This window comes from Paraburkholderia ginsengisoli NBRC 100965 (assembly GCF_000739735.1).
In the GTDB taxonomy this organism is placed as follows: domain Bacteria; phylum Pseudomonadota; class Gammaproteobacteria; order Burkholderiales; family Burkholderiaceae; genus Paraburkholderia; species Paraburkholderia ginsengisoli.
Map to the genome: position 1 here is coordinate 540739 of NZ_BBJF01000003.1, position 19324 is coordinate 560062.

The 19324-nt window shown below is 64.6% G+C and carries 14 protein-coding genes; 5 read left to right on the forward strand and 9 right to left on the reverse strand.

Annotation, left to right across the window (positions count from 1 at the left end; translation table 11 throughout):
- Window positions 1–321: 321 nt before the first annotated feature.
- A complete protein-coding gene (locus tag BGI01S_RS03535; RefSeq protein WP_042322248.1) occupies window positions 322–2661 on the forward strand; it encodes a hypothetical protein in 2340 nt (779 codons plus the stop codon).
- Here the strand turns inward: BGI01S_RS03535 and iolB are convergent, their stop codons facing one another.
- The 7 genes from iolB to BGI01S_RS03570 form a co-directional block, all read right to left on the reverse strand.
- Window positions 2662–3462, reverse strand: a complete 801-nt coding sequence (iolB, locus tag BGI01S_RS03540) for a 5-deoxy-glucuronate isomerase (protein ID WP_042322252.1) — start codon at window positions 3460–3462, stop codon at window positions 2662–2664. It lies immediately after the preceding gene.
- Window positions 3459–4397, reverse strand: coding sequence for a myo-inosose-2 dehydratase (gene iolE / locus BGI01S_RS03545; protein ID WP_042322258.1), 939 nt, complete (start codon window positions 4395–4397; stop codon window positions 3459–3461). Before iolE ends, iolB begins: the two co-directional genes overlap by 4 nt.
- 10 nt (window positions 4398–4407) lie before the next feature.
- Window positions 4408–6372 carry a 3D-(3,5/4)-trihydroxycyclohexane-1,2-dione acylhydrolase (decyclizing) gene (gene iolD / locus BGI01S_RS03550; protein ID WP_042322261.1) on the reverse strand — a complete coding sequence of 655 codons (1965 nt, stop codon included), beginning with the start codon at window positions 6370–6372 and terminating at the stop codon, window positions 4408–4410.
- Window positions 6369–8420, reverse strand: coding sequence for a bifunctional 5-dehydro-2-deoxygluconokinase/5-dehydro-2-deoxyphosphogluconate aldolase (locus BGI01S_RS03555; protein ID WP_042322263.1), 2052 nt, complete (start codon window positions 8418–8420; stop codon window positions 6369–6371). The genes iolD and BGI01S_RS03555 overlap by 4 nt, the downstream gene beginning before the upstream one ends.
- Window positions 8421–8490: 70 nt before the next feature.
- Window positions 8491–9345 (reverse strand): ATP-binding cassette domain-containing protein, encoded by an 855-nt coding sequence (locus tag BGI01S_RS03560; RefSeq protein WP_232624340.1) that lies wholly within the window; start codon window positions 9343–9345, stop codon window positions 8491–8493.
- 13 nt (window positions 9346–9358) lie between these two features.
- Window positions 9359–10528 (reverse strand): ABC transporter permease, encoded by a 1170-nt coding sequence (locus BGI01S_RS03565; protein WP_042322266.1) that lies wholly within the window; start codon window positions 10526–10528, stop codon window positions 9359–9361.
- Window positions 10529–10671: 143 nt separating this feature from the next.
- Window positions 10672–11718: a sugar ABC transporter substrate-binding protein gene (locus tag BGI01S_RS03570; RefSeq protein WP_042322270.1), complete on the reverse strand. Its 1047-nt coding sequence runs from the start codon at window positions 11716–11718 to the stop codon at window positions 10672–10674.
- 276 nt (window positions 11719–11994) lie between these two features.
- On the opposite strand from BGI01S_RS03570, the gene BGI01S_RS03575 reads away from it, so the two are divergent.
- The 4 genes from BGI01S_RS03575 (at window position 11995) to BGI01S_RS03590 (ending at window position 15283) form a co-directional block, all read left to right on the forward strand.
- Window positions 11995–12876 carry a MurR/RpiR family transcriptional regulator gene (locus BGI01S_RS03575; protein ID WP_042322272.1) on the forward strand — a complete coding sequence of 294 codons (882 nt, stop codon included), beginning with the start codon at window positions 11995–11997 and terminating at the stop codon, window positions 12874–12876.
- Window positions 12869–13885 carry an inositol 2-dehydrogenase gene (iolG, locus tag BGI01S_RS03580; RefSeq protein WP_042322275.1) on the forward strand — a complete coding sequence of 339 codons (1017 nt, stop codon included), beginning with the start codon at window positions 12869–12871 and terminating at the stop codon, window positions 13883–13885. Before BGI01S_RS03575 ends, iolG begins: the two co-directional genes overlap by 8 nt.
- Window positions 13885–14937, forward strand: coding sequence for a Gfo/Idh/MocA family oxidoreductase (locus tag BGI01S_RS03585; RefSeq protein ID WP_042322278.1), 1053 nt, complete (start codon window positions 13885–13887; stop codon window positions 14935–14937). The genes iolG and BGI01S_RS03585 overlap by 1 nt, the downstream gene beginning before the upstream one ends.
- 118 nt (window positions 14938–15055) lie before the next feature.
- Window positions 15056–15283: a sulfurtransferase TusA family protein gene (locus tag BGI01S_RS03590; RefSeq protein WP_041746333.1), complete on the forward strand. Its 228-nt coding sequence runs from the start codon at window positions 15056–15058 to the stop codon at window positions 15281–15283.
- A gap of 134 nt (window positions 15284–15417) precedes the next feature.
- Here the strand turns inward: BGI01S_RS03590 and galU are convergent, their stop codons facing one another.
- Together galU and BGI01S_RS03600 are read right to left on the reverse strand one after the other, a co-directional pair.
- The gene (gene galU, locus BGI01S_RS03595; protein ID WP_042322281.1) at window positions 15418–16299 is read right to left on the reverse strand and encodes a UTP--glucose-1-phosphate uridylyltransferase GalU; all 882 of its coding nucleotides are present in this window, start codon (window positions 16297–16299) and stop codon (window positions 15418–15420) included.
- A gap of 72 nt (window positions 16300–16371) precedes the next feature.
- On the reverse strand, window positions 16372–19251 hold the full coding sequence (locus BGI01S_RS03600) for a valine--tRNA ligase (protein ID WP_042322285.1): 2880 nt from the start codon (window positions 19249–19251) through the stop codon (window positions 16372–16374).
- Window positions 19252–19324: the final 73 nt, after the last annotated feature.

The window sequence follows — 19324 nt, forward strand, 5'->3', positions numbered from 1 at the left end:
CCGAATGTTTCGCGTGCCTGAATATCTCCGCGCGTGCAGCGCAGCGCGTATATCGCGGCGCGCGTGCCGTTTGAATCGTCCTTGGCCGCCTGCCAAACACGCCCGAGACACGCGGCTTTTCATCGATCCATCAGCAAAATTCAAACGCCTGCCCGTTTGGTGAACGCCCTCCAGAAATCTTGTCGGCAGCGCGCGGACAAATAAAGACAATCAGGTCAGAGGCGCGCAAGGGCGGCATCGTGTTTAAAGCCACCGTATGCGTGACGATCCCTGCCGTATCCGACGCGCGAAAGGCGCGTCGCGGCTTAAGGAGGAGACGTCATGAAAGAGACACCGGCGTTGGGCGAAGGGTCGCGTGACGAGCGGCAAGCGGTTTATCGGCATGGGCGGGAAGCGAACGGCGCATGGCACTCGCGCTTCGGCATCGGCGCGGCGCTGCTGACGGCCGCGCTGCTGATGTCCGCTTGCGCCGACGCGAGTTCGACTACGGGCGACGCGACGTCTCCGCGGTCCGGACCGCAGAGCGTGGCAGCGGGCGCGGCCGGCCATGAAAGTGCTTCGGATTCCGATGCATCGTTCGCGCGTCCCGCGCTCGAACGCGCCAAAGCCCGGCAACTCGCGGCCGAACAACGCATCGCCGCGCGCGTGCCCGCCGCGAGCGGCATGAGCGAAAAGCGCAGCCGCCCGTTGACGCTGCGCGATTCCGGCATCGACGGCTCGCTGATGTTCGCGCGTGACGTCGACTTTCGCGTTACCGGCGACATCGGCTTCATGATTCACGACATGGCGGCCACGCTGATCCCGGCGCGTCCCGGCCAGCCGATCGTATTCGACGATCCGGCCAGCGTGACGATCGACGTCCACCGCGGCGAAGTCACGCTCGACGGCGCCAAGCTCACCGCGATCTTCAACCGCTACCTGTTCCGGTACCAGGGCTCGCCGCTGCGCAATATGCGCGTGGTGCCGCAGGACGGCGGCAATCTGCGCATCACTGGCGAAATGCACCGCGACACGTGGGTGCCGATCGCGCTGACCGGATCGCTGTCGATGCGCAGCGCCGACGAACTCGTGTTCCATGCCGACCACGTCGACGTCGCCGGCGTCGGCGCGGACAAGCTGATGCAGGCCGCGCACGTGACGATGGCCGATCTGCTGAAAGTCGACACGCCAATCGCGCGGCTCGAAGGCGACGACGTCGTGATGCAGGCGGCGAGGCTCACGCCGCCGCCCGCGTTGCGCATGACGATCACGCGGATCGACACGAGCGCCGCCGGCGTGCGCTTCACGCTCGACGACCGCAGCGTGAAAGAGATCGACTGGCCCGCCGCGATGCCCGCGCGCGGCATGCTGGTGCAAGGCGGCGACGTGAAGTTCATGCGCTCGATGCCGATGAACATCGACATGGCCCTGACGCCGCTCGACGCCGACGCGCCGTTCGTGCTGGACCTGTATCGCTACCGCGAGCAGATGGCGGCCGGCTATTTCACCTTCGACGAAGCGGGCGCGCTGAACGTGCGGCTGCCGTCGTATCCGACGCTAACCAGCGCCAGCGCCGGTGCATCCGGAGACGCAGCGTCGCAAACCGGAAGCGCGAGCGCGCGCTATAACGACAGCTTCATTCGCGCGCAACAGGCCGCGCTCACGCAGGCGCGGCAAGTCTGGCAATACGTGCCGCAGAATTCGCGGACCGCATCGTCATCGTCGGCACATGCGATGCCGGTTGGCACGCGCGCGGCGTCTTACGCGATGGCTCACGCGTGTCTCGCGAAGTCCATGGCGGCGTCGGGTTCGGCGCCGCTCGACGAGCGTCACTCGGCGGCGTCCGCGCCGTTGATCCATGTGCAGAACGTCGACTTCTACGTGGCAGGGCGCATCGGCTTCCACGTGCGTTCGCTCGATGCGCAGATGGTGCCGAAGCAGCCGGGGCAGCCGGTCGATTTCGACGACCCCGATCAGTACGACATCCGTATCATCGGCGGCGAGGTGGTGCAGCCTTGGTCCGCGATGGCGGCGCTCTTCAACGACTATCTGCTCGACTACGAGCCGCGCTCGCTCAACGATCTGCGACTGAAGCCGGTCGACGGCAAGCTCGAAGTGACCGGCGGCATCAAGCTGTGGAACCACTTCCCCGGCGTGTGGCTGCCGACCACGCTGAGCGGCACTCTCGTCGCGAAGGACGAGCGGCATCTCGTGTACGAGCCGAGTTCAGTGAAGGTGCTCGGCGTCCCGCAAGCGGGGCTGCTGCGCGCGCTCGACATTCCGTTGGCGTCGTTGACGCCGTTCGCGCGCAAGGGCGTAACGTTGCAGGGCAACCAGATGGTGTTCGACCAGAACACGGTGTTTCCGCCGCCGGTGTTGCAGGGACGGCTCGCGAGCGCGACGGTGACCGACGAAGGTCTGCTGCTGAAGTTCAAACGCGACGGTGCGCTCGCCACCGCGAAGCCGCCCGCCGGCGCAGGCAGGAGCTTCGTGTGGATCGAATCGGGCGACGTGAAGATGTTCAATTCGCTGGTCACGAACACGCGGACTTACATCGAGGACAGCTCGAACCCCGGCGTGATGAAGTTCAATCTGTACGACTATCGCCGCGACGTCGCGAAGGGCACGATACGTATGGGCACGGACGGCGCCTTGACCGTCGATCTGGCCGCCCGAAAATGATCAAGCATCCTTATTAATGATCCACTCGTGCGCCGGGTCGTTGCGGAAATGCCAGACCCGTTGCGCGCCCGCCATCACGTTCAGATAGTACGAGTCGTACCCGTACGGCACGACCACCGGATGATAGCCGCGCGGCACCATCACAATGTCGTGATTCTCCACGGCCATCGACTCGTCGATGTCGCGCATATCGGTGTACACGCGCTGGAACGCGAACCCCTGCGGCGGATCGAGCCGATGATAGTAAGTCTCTTCGAGCGAACTCTCCTGCGGGACGTTGTCGGTGTCGTGCTTATGCGGCGGATAGCTCGACGCGTGGCCGCCCGGCGTTCTGACTTCCACCACCAGCAGCGATTCCGCGGGCTCGGTCTGCGGAAGAATATCGCAGACATAGCGCGTATTCAGGCCTCTGCCGCGCGTGGAGCGCTTCATCGAAGCGGGCTCGATCAGGCGCGCCGGCAACTCGCCTTTGGCCGGCGCGCTCGCCACGCCGATCTCCGCATCGCGGCACGCGCGCACCGTCGCGCGCACGTTCGGCGGCAGATACACCGCATACGGCGCGGCGTCCTCGAACACGCTGTCGCGCGAACCGAGCGAGGTCCACGAGGTGCCGGCGGTTTCGATATCCACCGCGCCGGTGAGCACGACGATGCACACCTCGCGCGACGTCTCGAGCACGTGCACGACTTCGTTCGTCCCCAGCCGATACGCCGCGAAACCCACGTAGCGCCAGCAAGCGGACTGCGGTGTCACGCGCGCTATCGTCTGGCCTTCGGGCTGTGCTTTCACCAATAAGCTCATGCTGCCTCCTTCGTGCTGTTGTCCGTGGTGTCGAGCGGCGTATCGACCAGCGCGCGCAAGGTCATGTAACCCTTTTGCGCGTATTCGAACGACGGCGCCACCACCGGATCCTGTTCCGCTTCGACGACCAGCCAGCCGCGATAGCCATGCCGCTTCAACCGCTCGATGATCGCGGGGAAATTTATCGCGCCGTCGCCGGGCACCGTGAACGCGCCGGCAATCACCGCGTCGAGAAAACTCCAGTTGCGATTGCGTGCGAGCTTCGTCACTGCGGGGCGCACGTCCTTGCAATGCACGTGGCACACCCGCGCGATATGTTTATCGAGCACCGCCAGCGGATCGCCGCCCGCAAACGTGATATGCCCGGCGTCGAACAGCAGGCCGACGGCGTCGCTCGTGCGCGCCATCAGTTGATCGATGTCGGCGGGCGTCTCGACATACGCGCCCATGTGATGATGGTACGCAAGCCGCACGCCACGGCTTAACGTATAGCGCGCGAATTCGTCGACGCGCGCCGCGTACCCGACCCACTGCGCGTCGCTGAAGAAGCGCGGCCGTTGATAGAGCGGGCGCGGCGCGCCCTGAATCGAATCGGCGACTTCGCCATACACCATCACCTTCGCGCCGTTTTGCGCGAGCAGGTCGAGATGCGGACCGACCGCCGCGATTTCCTCTTCGACGCTGCGTTGCGCGAGGCGGCCCGCGAGTCTTCCCGAGTACCAACCCGAAACCAGTGCGAGATCGTATTGCGCGAGCAGCGCCTTCAACGCCTGCGGCTCGCGCGGAAACTTGTTGCCGAGTTCGAAACCCTCGTAGCCGATCTGCCGGCCTTCCGTCAACGCGACGTCGAGCGGCGTCTCGCCGCCCAGCGACGGCAGATCGTCGTTCATCCACGACAACGGGTTGATGCCGATGCGTACGTCGAAAGCAGTCATGCGAGCGTCCTCATTCGTGGTCGGTGCGTTCATCGGCGGCGGGCGGGTCGGCGCGCGCGGCGAGCTGCGCGTCGTATTTCGCGCGCGCGTCGCGCACCGTGTCGCGCGACGAGACTTCGGGCACGGCGACTTCCCACCACCAGCCGCCGTCGTCGGTGGTGCGGGCGGGGTCGGTGTCGATGCTGACCACGTAGGTGCGATCCGCCGCGCGCGCGCGTTGCAGCGCGGCTTCGAGTTCGGCGATGTTGGCGGCGTGCTCGGCTTGCGCCCCGAGTGCTCGCGCATGCGCGGCGAAGTCGATGCGCGGTGCGCCGAGCGGGCCTTGCACGCAGTTCTCGAGCAGGTTGTTGAACGGCGCGCCGCCGCATGCCTGTTGCAAGCGGTTGATGCAGCCGAAGCCGCGATTGTCGAGCACCACGATAATCAGCTTCGCGCCGAGCATCACCGAGGTCGCGATCTCGCTGTTCATCATCAGATAGCTGCCATCGCCGATGATCACGATCACGTCGCGCTCGGGCCGCGCGAGTTTCACGCCGAGTCCGCCGGCGATCTCGTAGCCCATGCACGAATAACCGTACTCGACGTGATACGCGCCCGGTTTGCCGGCCCGCCACAGTTTATGTAATTCGGCGGGCAGCGTGCCGGCCGCGCACACGACGATGTCGTCCATCGCGGAGCGCGCGCTCGAACGCTGGACCGCGCCGATCACGTCGCCCTCGTAAGGCAGCACCGCGTCGCGTTGCGGCGCATGCGTGAGCGTCGTCACCGTGTCGCGCCAGCCGGCCGCGAGCTTGTGCGCGCGCGCAGTCCACGTGCGTTCCGCGTGCCATCCCTGCAAGGGTTCGGCGAGCGCTTCGAGCGCGAGCCGCGCATCGGCCTCGACCACCATCGCGCGATGCTTGAGGCCGTCGAACGCGTTCGCATTGATTGCGATCACGTCGGCCTGCGTGAACAGCGTGTTCGAGCCGGTGGTGAAGTCCTGCAGCCGCGTGCCGATTGCCAGCACGCAGTCGGCGTCGTGCGCGAGCGCGTTCGCGGCGGGCGAGCCGGTCACGCCCAACGCGCCCGCATTCAACGGATCGTTCCACGCGAGCGAGCTTTTGCCGGCCTGCGTTTCCGCAACCGGGATGCCATGCGTGCTCGCGAAGCGGTGCAACGCTTCGGCCGCGTGGCTGTACAGCACGCCGCCGCCCGCGACGATCAGCGGACGCTTCGCATGCCGCAAACGCGTGCACGCGGCGTCGATTTCGTCGATGCGCGGCGCGGGCGCAGGAAAGCGCACGACGCGCGGCGCGAAGAACGCGGCGGGGAAATCCCAGGCCTGCGCCTGCACGTCCTGCGGCAATGCGAGCGTGACCGGCCCGCACATCGCCGCGTCGGTCAGCACGCGCAGCGCGCGCGGCAACGCGCTCAGCAATTGCGCGGGATGCACGATGCGGTCGAAGTAGCGCGATACGGGTTTGAACGCGTCGTTGGCGGAGACGCCGCCGTCGTTGAAATCCTCGACCTGCTGCAACACAGGGTCGGGCTCGCGCGACACGAAGATATCGCCGGGCAGCAACAGCACCGGCAGACGGTTCACATGCGCGAGCGCTGCCGCCGTCAGCAGATTGGTGGCGCCCGGTCCGATCGACGTCGTGACCGCCATCATGCGGCGGCGGAAATGCGCTTTCGCGTACGCGATCGCGCTGTGCGCCATCGCCTGTTCATTGTGGGCGCGCAGCGTGGGCAGCGCATCGCGATGCTGATACAGCGCTTCGCCGATGCCCGCGACATTGCCGTGCCCGAAGATCGCGAACACGCCGCCGAAGAGCGGCTCGGTGCCGTTGCCGTCTTCGCGCGCCACGCGTTGTGCCGCGAGATAGCGCACCAGCGCCTGGGCGGTCGTCAGCCGCACGGTGCTGCCTGCCGGCGTGTGCGTGTGGGTGGCGTCGTTGGCGGACGCCGCGTCGTGATGCAGTACGCGCTCGTTCATGCCGCCTGCTCCTGATGAACCCGACTCGCCGTGCTCGCCGGCGTGTCACTCGCGCCGCGCGCCGCACGCCATGACGCGATCAATGTTTCGAAGGTATGGCGCACGCGCGCGATCAACTCGTCGTCGCCGATTTCACCGGCGAGCCACGCGTGGCTCGGCTCGTGGAAAATCGTGCGGCCCACCGTGAAGCCGCGGCACGTGGCCGACTGCGCGGCCGCGCGAAAGCCTTCGTTCAACTGCTCGACACCCGCCGACAAACCGAGCAGCACCACGCCCCGGCAATACGGGTCGCGCTCGGCGATCAGCGCGTCGACGGCCTGCCATTGCGCGGCGTCCATCGGTTCGAGCTTCCACCACTCAGGGTAGAGGCCGATGTTGTACAGGCGCTTCAACGCGCGGTACACGGTATCCGGCGCTTGCGGCAGATGCGCGTGCTTCGGCGGAATCACTTCGAGCAGCAGTTCATGGCCGCTCGCCTGCGTGGCATCGTAGAGCGCGCGCAACTGCGCTTCCTGCTCGAGACGTTGCTCGATGGGTTCGTCGGGATGAAATTGCACGAGGCATTTGACGACATGCTCTTGCGGCCATGCGATCAGCGACGTGCCGATCGAACGGCCATGATCGAACACCAGCGGCACCGAGCCCGGCAATTCAACCGGACGGCCGATCCACCAGCCGCGCCCGGTGGCCGCATTCAACGCGTCCTGGCCGTAACGGTCGTCGATCAGCACGCCGATGCGATCCTGCAAGCCCAACGCGCTTTCGGTCTGTGCAACGGCGTCGACGAATAAGCCCTTGAGCCGCGCGATGCGAGCTTCGTCAGCGCCGGTCTGCTGCGCGAGTTCGAAGAACTGGTTGCGATGATCGAACGCGAAACCGAGCACTTCGCGCCACTGTTTGCGAGCCGGCGACACGCGATGCAGACGTGCCAGTGTCGCGTCGCGATCGGGGCGGCGCATCCGTTGCGGATCGGCTTTGGCCTCGCGCAGGAAGTAATCGAGTTCGGCCGGCGTCGGCATCGCCGGCGCGCAGCCGTGCCGCGACACGACCAGCGCGCCGCTCGCATTCGCGGCGCGCGCGCACGCTTCGAGCGGCTGATCGCGCAGCCATCCCGAGAGAAAGCCGGAAGCGAACGCGTCGCCCGCGCCGAGCACGTTCAGCACTTCGACTTCGACGCCGCCCTGAAGCGGCAACTCGTCGAGCGAAGCGGGGACCGCGCCGTCGATGATCTGGCAGCCCAGCGGCCCGCGTTTCAACACCAGCGTCGCGGAGGTCACGGCGCGGACCATCGCGAGCGCGTCGACCAGTTCGCTCCTGCCACCGGCGATGCGAAACTCTTCCTCGGTGCCGATCACCAGATCGAACAGCGGCAGGATGCTTTGCAAATGCGCGCTGACGCCTTCGCTCGCGACGAAGCGTGTCTCGCCATCCGCTTTGCCCGTGAGCCCCCACAGCACGGGTCGGTAATCGATGTCGAGCACCGTGCGCACCTGGTTGCGGCGCGCGTAGTCGAGCGCGCGGCGGCTCGCTCGGTTGACCTGTTCGGTGGAGAAGTGCGTGCCGGTGATCAGCAGCGCCTTCGACGACGCGATGAACGCCTCGTCGAAATCCGTTTCGTCCACCGCCATGTCCGCGCAGTTTTCGCGGTAGAAAATCAGCGGGAACGTATCGCGGTCTTTCAGGCCGAGCAGCACGAGCGCGGTCAGGCGGTCGCGGTCGATGCGCACGTGGCTGACGTCGCAACCTTCCTTCGTCAGCGTTTCAGTGAGAAAGCGCCCCATGTGATCGTTGCCCACGCGCGCGAGCATCGCCGCCGCGAGCCCGAGCCGCGCGCAGCCGAACGCGATATTCGCCGACGACCCACCGAGATACTTCGCGAAGCTCGACACGTCTTCGAGCCGCGCGCCGACCTGCTGCGCGTATAGATCGACGGCGAGGCGGCCGAGACACACGATGTCGCGGCGGCGACCCGGCGCGAAACGTCCGCTGCCCGCCGTGCTGGTGGCCGAAGGCGGCGCGGTGCCGCCGGATGTGCTGGAGTGATCCATGAGTATCCCTGAATAGCTGAGCGCGCTTGCCGCGAGGCGCTGCAAGCGCCGGACGAGCCGCGCGAATCGATCAGATCGTCGCGCCTTCGAGTTCGCCGATCATTTTCTGCATCTCGGCGCCGCCGGCCATCATGTCGAGCACTTCGTCCTTGCTGATAGTGTCCTTCGTGAACGTGCCGAGCGAGCGGCCGCGATTGAGCAGCGTGAACGAATCGCCGATCGGATACGCGTGGTGCACGTTGTGCGTGATGAAGATCACCGAGATGCCTTTGGCGCGCGCCTTGTGAATCAGCTTCAGCACGTTGAAGCTCTGCTTCACGCCGAGCGCGGCGGTCGGTTCGTCGAGTATCAGCACGCGCGCGCCGAAGTGAATCGCCCGCGCAATCGCGAGACATTGCCGCTCGCCGCCGGACATCGTACCGATCGGCTGATGCGGGTCGCGCACATTGATGCCCATTTCGGCGAGTTTGTCGCGCGCGGTCGCCGCGCTGGTTTCGAGGTCCATCACCTTCAGGAACCCGAACAGTTTCTTTTGCGGCTCGCGTCCCATGAAGAAGTTGCGCGCGACCGACAGCAGCGGCACTAGCGCCAGATCCTGATAGACGGTGGCGATGCCGAGATCGAGCGCATCTTTCGGCGACTCGAACAGCACCGGCTGGCCGTCCACCAGATATTGTCCGGAGGAGGGCTGATGCACGCCGGCGAGCGTCTTGATCAGCGTCGACTTGCCCGCGCCGTTGTCGCCGAGCAGGCAATGCACTTCGCCGCGTTTCAGGCGCAAGGTCACGCCGCTTAGAGCGATGACCTTGCCGAAGTACTTGCTGACGTTTTCGAGTGCGAGGATCACGTCGCCGTCGCTTGCATCGCGCGCTTCAATCGCTTCGTCTGCGCTAGGCGCCGGAGTTGAAGAATTCGTGTCTGACATATTCGTCTCCCCGTTACGACTGCGCGACGCGGCGGCGCACATAGTGATTGAACAGCACGGCGATCAGCAGCATCACGCCGAGGAACACGCGAAACCAGTCCGAACTGATGTTGGTGTACGTGATGCCGATTTGCACCACACCGAAGATCAGCGCGCCGAAACACGCGCCGATCACCGAGCCGTAGCCGCCCGTCAGCAACGTGCCGCCGATCACCGCGGCAATGATCGCTTCGAATTCCTTCTGCAAGCCACGGTCGGCCGCCGCCGAGCCGATATCGCACACTTGCAGCACCGCGAACAGGCACGAGCAGAACGCGGTCAGCACGAACAGCGAAATCTTCACGCGACGCACCGGCACACCGACGTTCTTCGCCGCGTTCGCGTCGCCGCCCACCGCGAGAATCCAGTTGCCGGCGCGCGTTTTCGCGAGCACGAACGCGCAGACGGCCGCGAGCGCGAGCCACCACAGAATCACTTTCGGAATCCCTGGCACGAGCGCGTGGCCGTTGTCGAGCATGGTGCCGATGCCGTGATGCGCGAGCATCGTGAACAGACCGTGAAAGGCGACGCCATGGAACAGCGTGTTCGCGAGCCAGTCCTGTTGCGCGAGATCGCCGACACCGGAGACGATGGTGCGATCGGCGAACATGATCGACAGCGCGAGCGTGAGGCCGCGCAGGATGAACAGGAACGCGAGCGTGACGATGAACGACGGCAGGCGCGTGCGCATCACCAGGTAGCCGTTCAGCGCGCCGAGCAGCATCGAACCGGCGAACGCGAACAGGATCGAGAGCGAAATCGGCCAATGAAAATAGACCGACGGAATCGCGACCATCATCCCGGCGAAACCGATCATCGAACCGATCGACAGATCGAACTCGCCGGCGATCATCAAGAGACACGCGCCGACCGACAGGATGCCGAGATACGCGGACACCTGCGACCAGTTCATCACGCCGTCGAGATTAAACATGCCGGAGTTGCCGGCGCCCACGGCGAAGATGAGAAACACCAGCACCGCGCCGGAAATCGCGGCAAATTCCGGGCGATTCAGCAAGTGCCCGAACTTCGATTCCTTGCGCACGCGTTCGTCCGCATCCGGTAGCGACGGGGCGGGGTTCTCGCGCGCCGCGGCGGCATTCGTCTTGACGTGCGGTGGGAAGTGTTTGCCGGCTACACCCATGATGTCTCCTTGGTGCCCGGTTGCGTCTCCGGCGAGGCGGGGATGCGGTGCGAGAACGGCAACCGGTGAAATGCGCGCGGACGGCGGGCGGCTCGCTTCGTTCGAAGCGTGGCCCGCCGCGCGTGGGACTGGCTACAAAAGAATCAGCGGTACTGGCCTGCGTACTTGATGACCTTGTCGATGTTTTCCTTCGTGATGAAGCCCGGGCCCGAACGGATGTTCTTCGTCCCGTACGACGGCGCGAGGCCGTAAGTGGCAAGCCGCGCCTTGAACTTCGGATTCGCTTCGAGGATCTGGCGGATCTTCACGGGGTCGGTGGTGTGCTCCTTCTTCACGATCGCCAGCACCGCGACCGGGATATAGCCCTGCAGGTACGGCTGCTGATCGATTGCGAACTGGATCGTGCCGGCCTGGATCGCCTTCGCGATGTCGTCGGAGAAGTCGAAGGTCGCGAAGTAGATCTTGCCCGCCAATCCCATCTGCTGAACCGCTTTCAACGTGGCCGACGCCGGGGTCGGTCCGAGCGTCAGGATTGCGCCGGTGTTCGGGTGATTGCGCAGGAACGCACTGACCTTCGACTGGATTTCGGTCGGGTCCTGGCCGGAGTCGATCGTCGACGTCTTGTAATCGACCCCGAGCGCTTCGGCGAAACCGCGGCAACGGTCGAACGACACGGTGTTGGTGGCGATGTGATTCACGCACAGGAACGACTTGACGCCCGCGGCCTTGGCCTTTTCGCCGGCCGCTTTACCGGCGACGTATTCGGGTTGGCCCACGTGCATGATCGCGCCGAGTTGTGCGCTCTGTTCCTCGGTGCCGGAATTGATCGTGACGAGCGGAATCTTCTTCGCGGTCACTTTGCCGATCGCGCTTTTCAGCACGTCGAAATCGGCGATGGTGACGATCACGCCGTCGTAGTTGCGCGCGGCGGCCTGTTCGACGAGGCGCGCCATGTCGGCGATGTCGCCGTTCGGCGGATTGCGATAGTCGGTCTCGACGTTGAAGTCCTCGTCGGCCTGTTTGATCGCGTTCTTGATGGTGTTCCACCACGAGTCCGAATCCGGCGCGTGGCTGATCAGCACGAAGTGGGCGTCGGCTGCGCGGGCGGCCGAGGCCGCGCCGAATCCCGTCGCCAACGTCAATGCCGTCACCAGAACCCTGAGCGCCGCGTTGCCCTTGCAAAGTCTCATTGTCTCCACCTTTCTCGGTCTGTCGTTATTGAGGGAGCGTCTGGCGGGCGGCTTTCAATCCGCATGCTGGCCGGCGCAAGTCCACCGAAGCACCATCGCTCACGACCAAGAGTAGGTCATCTTCCGAGGCGTTGCAATGAAAATTTCATGACAAATAAAAATGGAAAATACGTTCCATTTGATGGGGCGGCTGCCTATAATCGGCAGCGTCGGAAGGCCGTCCTGCGGGGCGTGCGGGCGGCTGACGCACTGCAATAAAGCACTTGAGAGAGAGTCATGGCGGAAGAGAGCACGGAAGCATTGCCGAGCGTCGAAGAATTGATGCAGCGCATCGCGGAGAACTACGACGCGCTGCCGCGTCAGTTGAAGAACGTGGCCACCTATATCGAACAGAACCGTTCGAGCGTGATGGTCGACCGCACCAGCGACATCGCCGCGAGTTGCGGCGTGCATCCGTCGGCGGTGGTGCGCTTTGCGCAGCGCTTCGGCTTTTCCGGCTTCTCCGATCTGCAGGCGGTGTTTCGTCAGGCTTACACGGGGCAGGGCACGTCGTCGCCGAGCTATCAGCAGCGCATTCGCAAGCTGATCGATGAGAAGCCGGGTGCGTTGTCCGGCGGCGCGGTCGCACGCGAATTCATCGCGGCGTCGCGTGGCGGTCTCGAAGAACTCGAAGCGGGGCTCGACGACAAGCAGTTCGACGCCGCGGTGAAGATGCTGCAGCAGGCCGACAACATCTACGTGATCGGCGTGCGGCGCTCGTTTCCGGTGGCGAGCTACATCGTCTACGCGTTGCAGCACACGCCCAAGCGCGTGCATCTGGTGTCCGGTTTCGGCGGCATGTACCGCGAACAGATTCGCAGCGTGAAGAAGGGCGACGTGGTGATCGCGATCAGCTTTGCGCCATACGGCAAGGAAACGCAGTACTGTCTGCGCGTCGCGCATCATCATCAGGCGAAGACGCTGGTTATTACGGATAGCCAACTATCTCCGCTGTCGCGATACGCGAGCACGCAGCTCTATGTGAAGGAGGGCAGCGCGTTCGCGTTCCGCTCGCTCACCAGCACGATCTGCTTGTGCCAGGCATTGTTCATCGCGCTCGCGTACAAGCTCGAACTGAATGTTGAAGAATCCAAAGACACAGGAGGATACGATGACTGACGCGGTAAACAAGATCGACGTGGCGGTGTTCGGTGCGGGGCGCATCGGCAAGATTCACGCGGCCAATCTCGCGCGGCATCCTGGCGTGCGGCTCAAGTATGTGGTCGACGTGAATCGCGAGGCCGCCGCCGCGCTCGCCGCCGAGCATGGCGCGCAGGTCGCGGATGTCGACGGCGCGATGGGCGACGCGTCGATCGGCGCGACCGTGATCTGTTCGAGCACGGACACGCACGCGGACCTGATCGTCAAATCGGCCGCGCAGAAGAAGCACGTGTTCTGCGAGAAGCCGGTTGATCTGACGCTGGAACGCGCGCGGGTTTGCGCGGAAGCCGTGGGGCGCGCGGGTGTCGTGTGCATGATCGGCTTTCAGCGCCGCTTCGACCCGACCTTCTCCGCGTTGAAGGCGCGTATCGATGCGGGCGAGATCGGCGAGCCGGAAATGCTGGTGGTGACGAGCCGCGATCCGGGCGCGCCGCCCGTCGAGTACATCAAGCACTCGGGTGGCATCTTCAAGGACATGCTGATTCACGACTTCGACATCTTCCGCTGGATTCTCGACGACGAAGCCGACACGTTGCACGCCACCGGCAGTTGTCTGAGCGACCCGGCGATTGCCGACGCGGGCGACATCGATTCGACCGCGGTGACGATCCGCACGAAGCGCGGGCGCCTCTGTCAGATCAACACTGCGCGCCGCGCCGCGTACGGTTACGACCAGCGCTTCGAAGTGCTCGGCAGCACCGGCATGCTACAGGCGGGCAACGTGCGGCCGACCGAAGTCACCGCCTATTCGAAAACCGAAGTGTCGAGCGACGTGCCCGAGGCGTTTTTTCTCGAACGTTATCGCGCGGCGTACGCGCTTGAAATCGCGCATTTCTTCGACGCGGTCACGCACGGCAAGCCGGTGCGCACGACCGTCGCCGATGGCCTGAAAGCGCTAGAACTCGCCGACGCCGCGACTCGTTCGTGGCGCGAAGGCCGCGCGCTCAAACTCGGCGAGGCGTCGTGATGAGCGCGGCCACGCAGCGGCTTCGTGTCGGCGTGGTCGGGCTCGGTCGGCTCGGCAAGCGGCACGCGGAGAATCTCGCCTATCGCGTACCGGGCGCAGCGCTCGTGGCCGCGTGCAGTCCGCTGGAAGACGAACGCGAGTGGGCTCGCGACGCGCTGCCCGAGCCGCGTCTGTACAGCGATTACGCCGACCTGCTCGCGGACGCGGACGTGGAGGCGGTGTGGCTCGTCACGCCGTCGTCGCTGCACGCGCAGCAGATTGTCGACGCGTTGCGCGCCGGCAAGCATGTGTTCTGCGAGAAGCCGTTGTCGCTCGATCTCGCCGAGTGCGAGCGCGTGCTGACCGAAGCCGCGCGTTATCCGCATCTGCAGACGACCATCGGCTTCATGCGACGTTTCGATCCGAGCTACAAGGATGCGTTCGACAGGATCGCGGCGGGGCAAATCGGGCGGCCGTTCCTCGTGCGCTCGCAGACCACTGACCGCAACGACACCGACGGCTTCTTCGTGCGCTTCGCGGGCACGTCGGGCGGCATCTTCCTCGATTGCACCGTGCACGATATCGATATCGCGCGCTGGCTGCTCGGCAAGCCGCGCGCCAAACGCGTATTCGCGGCGGGCGCGGTCGCGCTGCACGAGGGGCTGCGCGAATTCGGCGACGTCGACAACGGCGTGGCGATCTGCGAGTTCGAGGACGGCAAGCTGGCGATGTTCTACGCGTCGCGCACCCAGGCGCACGGCAACGACACACATAGCGAGGTGATCGGCACGGCTGGCACGCTCGCGATCGGCCGCAACCCGCGAGCGAATCGCGTCGAGATATACGACGCGACCGGCATCCGCAACGAATGTACGCCGAGCTTCTTCGATCGTTTCGAAGACGCGTTTCTGCACGAGGCGCGCGCGTTCGTCGCGGTCGCGCAGGGCGGGGCGGACTCAGCGGGAAACGCAGCGGCGCAGGCGGGCGCGACTTTGGCCGACGCGCTCGAAGCAACGCGCATCGGCATTGCGTTGCGGCAGTCGCTGGAAAGCGGGCAGGCGGTAACGCTGTAGCGTCGCAATCCACGCGCCGGTGTCGGCTCGGGCGGCGACGCGCGGCCTGCTGTAGAATTTGACCCTCTGTCCGGCGTCGCTCACGACGCCTTGTCCCCGAAGGTCATCGTCGATGCAAATTCAGATTCACAAAGAAGTCGATGCGCGCGGGCTGATGTGCCCGCTGCCCATCTTGCGCGCCAAGAAGGCGCTCGCCGACATGGAAAGCGGCCAGATTCTCAAGGTGCTCGCGACCGATCCCGGCTCGCAGCGCGATTTCGCCGCGTTCGCGAAGCAGACCGGCAATGAGATCGTCGAAAGCTCCGCCCAGGACAAGGTCTTCACGTTCCTGATGAAGCGCCGCTGACGGGCGGCCACGCCGCCATTACCGGCAAGCACGCGTCAAACAAAAGGCGCTGTGCCCGCGAATGCGGGGCACAGCGCCTTTTTTACGTCGGCTCGATGCTAGTTGGGACTAACGGGGGCTGGCGCGAACGCAGCTCAACCTTCCAGAACGGGCGAACGGGTGCGCAGATATTCCGCGAAATCCGCCGCCACTTCCGGGTGGCGCAGCGCGAACTCGACCGTCGCCTTCAGGTAACCGAGCTTGCTGCCGCAATCGAAACGCGTGCCGTGGTACTTGTACGCGAGCACCTGTTCGTCGGCGAGCAGCGACTGGATCGCGTCCGTCAGTTGCAATTCGCCGCCCGCGCCCGGCTTGATCGAGCGAAGGTGGTCGAAGATGCGCGGCTTGAGCACGTAGCGGCCCACCACGCCGAGATTCGACGGCGCCACGTTCGGCTCCGGCTTCTCGACGATGCCCGACATCTTGATGATCGAGTCTTCCCACTCCTTACCGTCGACAATGCCGTACGACTTGGTTTCCTGCGCCGGGATTTCTTCGACGCCGATCACCGAGCTGTGATAGTGATCGAACACCTCGATCATCTGCGTCATCACGGGCGGCGTGCCGTACAGCAAGTCGTCCGCGAGAATCACGGCGAACGGGTTGTCGCCGACCAGCTTTTCCGCGCACAGCACCGCGTGGCCGAGGCCCAACGCTTCCGCCTGACGCACGTAGAAGCAGTCGACATGGCTCGGCTTGATGCTGCGCACGAGTTCCAGCAATTTGTCCTTGCCGCGCGCTTCCAGCTCGGCTTCGATCTCATAGGACTTGTCGAAGTGATCTTCAATAGCGCGCTTGCTGCGGCCCGTGACGAAGATCATTTCCGTAATGCCGGCCGCCATCGCTTCTTCGACCGCGTATTGAATCAGCGGCTTGTCGACGATCGGCAGCATCTCTTTCGGGCTCGCCTTCGTGGCAGGGAGGAACCGGGTGCCGAGACCTGCTACCGGAAATACCGCCTTTGTAACTTTTAGCATGTGATTACCCTGAGTCCTCTGGTTTGGCTATCAGTCCTGCCCGCCTTTGCTGCGGCGGGCATGGAGCGTCGATCAGACCGGCAAACGAGCCAGTTGGGCTTTCAGTTTGCCCACTGTGGCTTCGAAGTCGGCCAGTCTTTTCTGCTCCTGTTCAACGACTGCCGGCGGCGCCTTTGCAACGAAACTTTCATTCTGCAATTTGGCATTGCACTTGGTGACTTCGGTGCTCAACCGCGCAATCTCCTTCGACAAACGCTCGCGCTCGACCGCGACATCGATCTCGACCTTCAGCACGAGCTTATCATTGCCTACGATAGCAATTGGCGCGCCATCCGCCTGCGCATCGAGCGCTGCCTCGTCGGCGATGATCTGCACTTCCGACAAACGGGCCAATGCCTGGGCATACGGAGCAAAGGTGCGCAGGCGCTCCGCGTTGCCGGTGGCGAGCAACGGCACCTTGACCGCCGGCGACAGATTCATTTCGCCGCGCAGATTCCGGCACGCGTCGATGACCGCTTTCAGGTCGGCGGCCCACTGCTCGGCTTCTTCGTCGATCTTCGACGGCTCGGCGATGGGGTAAGGCTGCACCATGATGGACGCCTCGCCCTCGGCCGCCCCTTCAGGGTAACGCCCGGCCAACGGCGCCACTTTCTGCCACAGCGCCTCGGTGATGAACGGAATTACCGGATGCGCGAGGCGCAGCACCGTTTCGAGCACGCGCAGCAGCGTGCGGCGGGTGGCGCGCTGCTGGTTCGGCTGACCCGTCTGGATCTGCACCTTCGCGAGTTCGAGATACCAGTCACAGTATTCGTCCCATACGAACTTGTACAGGGCGTTGGCGACATTGTCGAAACGATAGTCGGAAAAGCCCTTGGCAATTTCCGTTTCGACGCGTTGCAGGCGCGACACGATCCAGCGATCCGCCGACGAGAAATTCAGGTGGCCGTCCGGGCCGCATTCGCCGCATTGTTCCGGTTTGCCGAAGCCGCAGTCGTGGCCTTCGCAGTTCATCAGCACGAAGCGCGTGGCGTTCCACAGCTTGTTGCAGAAGTTGCGGTAGCCTTCGCAGCGCGCGAGGTCGAAGTTGACGTTGCGCCCGAGCGTGGCCATCGACGCCATCGTGAAGCGCAGCGCGTCGGTGCCGAACGCCGGAATACCGTCGGGGAATTCCTTGCGGGTTTTCTTTTCGATCGACGCGGCCTGCTTCGGATTCATCAGTCCGGTGGTGCGCTTGGCGACCAGCGCGTTGAGGTCGATGCCGTCGACGATGTCGATCGGGTCGAGCGTATTGCCCTTGCTCTTCGACATCTTCTGGCCTTCGGCGTCACGCACGAGACCGTGCACGTAGACCGTGTTGAACGGCACCTTGCCGGTGAAGTGCGTGGTCATCATGACCATGCGTGCGACCCAGAAGAAGATGATGTCGAAGCCGGTGACCAGCACCGACGACGGCATGAAGTGCTTCAGTTCCGGCGTTTCGTTCGGCCAGCCGAGCGACGAGAACGGCACGAGCGCCGACGAGAACCACGTATCGAGCACGTCTTCGTCGCGCTTGAGCGCACCCGTGTAGCCGGCTTCAGTGGCCTTGGCGCGCGCGCCTTCTTCGGTCTTCGCGACGAAGATCTCGCCGTTTTCGCCGTACCACGCGGGAATCTGATGGCCCCACCAGAGTTGGCGCGAGATGCACCAGTCCTGGATGTTTTCGAGCCACTGGTAGTAGGTGGTGGTCCAGTTTTCCGGCACGAACTTGATCTCGCCGCCGCGCACGACGTCGAGCGCGGTTTCGGCGATCGATTTGCCCGGATTGAACGTGCCTTCCGGCGCCGGCTTGCTCATTGCGACGAACCATTGGTCCGTCAGCATCGGCTCGATCACGACGCCCGTGCGGTCGCCGCGCGGCACCATCAGCTTGTGCGGCTTCACCGATTCGAGCGCGCCGAGCGCTTCGAGGTCGGCCACCACCTGCTTACGCGCTTCGAAACGGTCGAGGCCGCGGTATTTTTCCGGGGCGTTGTCGTTGATCTTCGCGTCGAGCGTGAGGATTTCGATCATCGGCAGCTTGTGGCGCTGGCCGACCTGATAGTCGTTGAAGTCGTGCGCGGGCGTGACCTTCACGACGCCGGTGCCGAACTCGCGGTCGACGTAGTCGTCGGCGATGATCGGCACTTCGCGGCCCGACAGCGGCAGCGTGACCGTCTTGCCAATCAGCTGCGCGTAGCGTTCGTCTTCCGGATGGACCATCACGGCGGTGTCGCCGAGCATGGTTTCCGGACGCGTGGTGGCGACCGTCAGATGACCGGAGCCGTCGGTGAGCGGGTACTGGATGTGCCACAAGTGGCCGTTTTCTTCCTCGCTGACCACTTCGAGATCGGACACGGCGGTGAGCAGCACCGGGTCCCAGTTCACGAGGCGCTTGCCGCGATAGATCAGGCCTTGTTCATACAGACGCACGAACACGTCGCGCACGGCGGCCGACATCTTGTCGTCCATCGTGAAGTACTCGCGCGTCCAGTCGATCGACGCGCCGAGACGGCGCACCTGATTCGTGATGATCGAGCCGGACTGCTGCTTCCACTCCCACACGCGTTCGACGAACTTCTCGCGGCCGAGGTCATGGCGCGACACGCCTTGGGCGTCCAGTTGGCGTTCGACGACGATCTGCGTGGCGATGCCCGCGTGGTCCGTGCCCGGCACCCACAGCGTGTTTTCACCGAGCATACGGTGATAGCGGGTGAGGCCGTCCATGATGGTCTGGTTGAACGCATGGCCCATGTGCAGGGTCCCCGTGACGTTCGGCGGCGGCAGCTGGATCGAGAAATCCTTGCGGTTCTCGTCGAAGGAGGGCGCGGCGTACGCGCGCTTTTCCCATTCCGGGCCCCAGTGGGCTTCGATAGTGTGGGGCTCGAAGCTTTTGGCAAGCGTTGAGGTGGTGTCGCTCGGGGTCTCGCTCATGTGTCGATCGGCTGGTGAATGCAAAGAATGCTCGATTATAAGCGGCGCGGGGCGGGGGGGGATTTTTGCTCGC

What these genes read in the sequence shown, in the direction of transcription:
- BGI01S_RS03560 (WP_232624340.1), bottom strand. Translation starts at nt 9,345, where the DNA reads ATGTCAGACACGAATTCTTCAACTCCGGCGCCTAGCGCAGACGAAGCG.
- iolD (WP_042322261.1), bottom strand. Translation starts at nt 6,372, where the DNA reads ATGAACGAGCGCGTACTGCATCACGACGCGGCGTCCGCCAACGACGCC.
- BGI01S_RS03600 (WP_042322285.1), bottom strand. Translation starts at nt 19,251, where the DNA reads ATGAGCGAGACCCCGAGCGACACCACCTCAACGCTTGCCAAAAGCTTC.
- BGI01S_RS03535 (WP_042322248.1), top strand. Translation starts at nt 322, where the DNA reads ATGAAAGAGACACCGGCGTTGGGCGAAGGGTCGCGTGACGAGCGGCAA.
- BGI01S_RS03555 (WP_042322263.1), bottom strand. Translation starts at nt 8,420, where the DNA reads ATGGATCACTCCAGCACATCCGGCGGCACCGCGCCGCCTTCGGCCACC.
- iolE (WP_042322258.1), bottom strand. Translation starts at nt 4,397, where the DNA reads ATGACTGCTTTCGACGTACGCATCGGCATCAACCCGTTGTCGTGGATG.
- iolG (WP_042322275.1), top strand. Translation starts at nt 12,869, where the DNA reads ATGACTGACGCGGTAAACAAGATCGACGTGGCGGTGTTCGGTGCGGGG.
- BGI01S_RS03565 (WP_042322266.1), bottom strand. Translation starts at nt 10,528, where the DNA reads ATGGGTGTAGCCGGCAAACACTTCCCACCGCACGTCAAGACGAATGCC.
- galU (WP_042322281.1), bottom strand. Translation starts at nt 16,299, where the DNA reads ATGCTAAAAGTTACAAAGGCGGTATTTCCGGTAGCAGGTCTCGGCACC.
- iolB (WP_042322252.1), bottom strand. Translation starts at nt 3,462, where the DNA reads ATGAGCTTATTGGTGAAAGCACAGCCCGAAGGCCAGACGATAGCGCGC.
- BGI01S_RS03575 (WP_042322272.1), top strand. Translation starts at nt 11,995, where the DNA reads ATGGCGGAAGAGAGCACGGAAGCATTGCCGAGCGTCGAAGAATTGATG.
- BGI01S_RS03585 (WP_042322278.1), top strand. Translation starts at nt 13,885, where the DNA reads ATGAGCGCGGCCACGCAGCGGCTTCGTGTCGGCGTGGTCGGGCTCGGT.
- BGI01S_RS03570 (WP_042322270.1), bottom strand. Translation starts at nt 11,718, where the DNA reads ATGAGACTTTGCAAGGGCAACGCGGCGCTCAGGGTTCTGGTGACGGCA.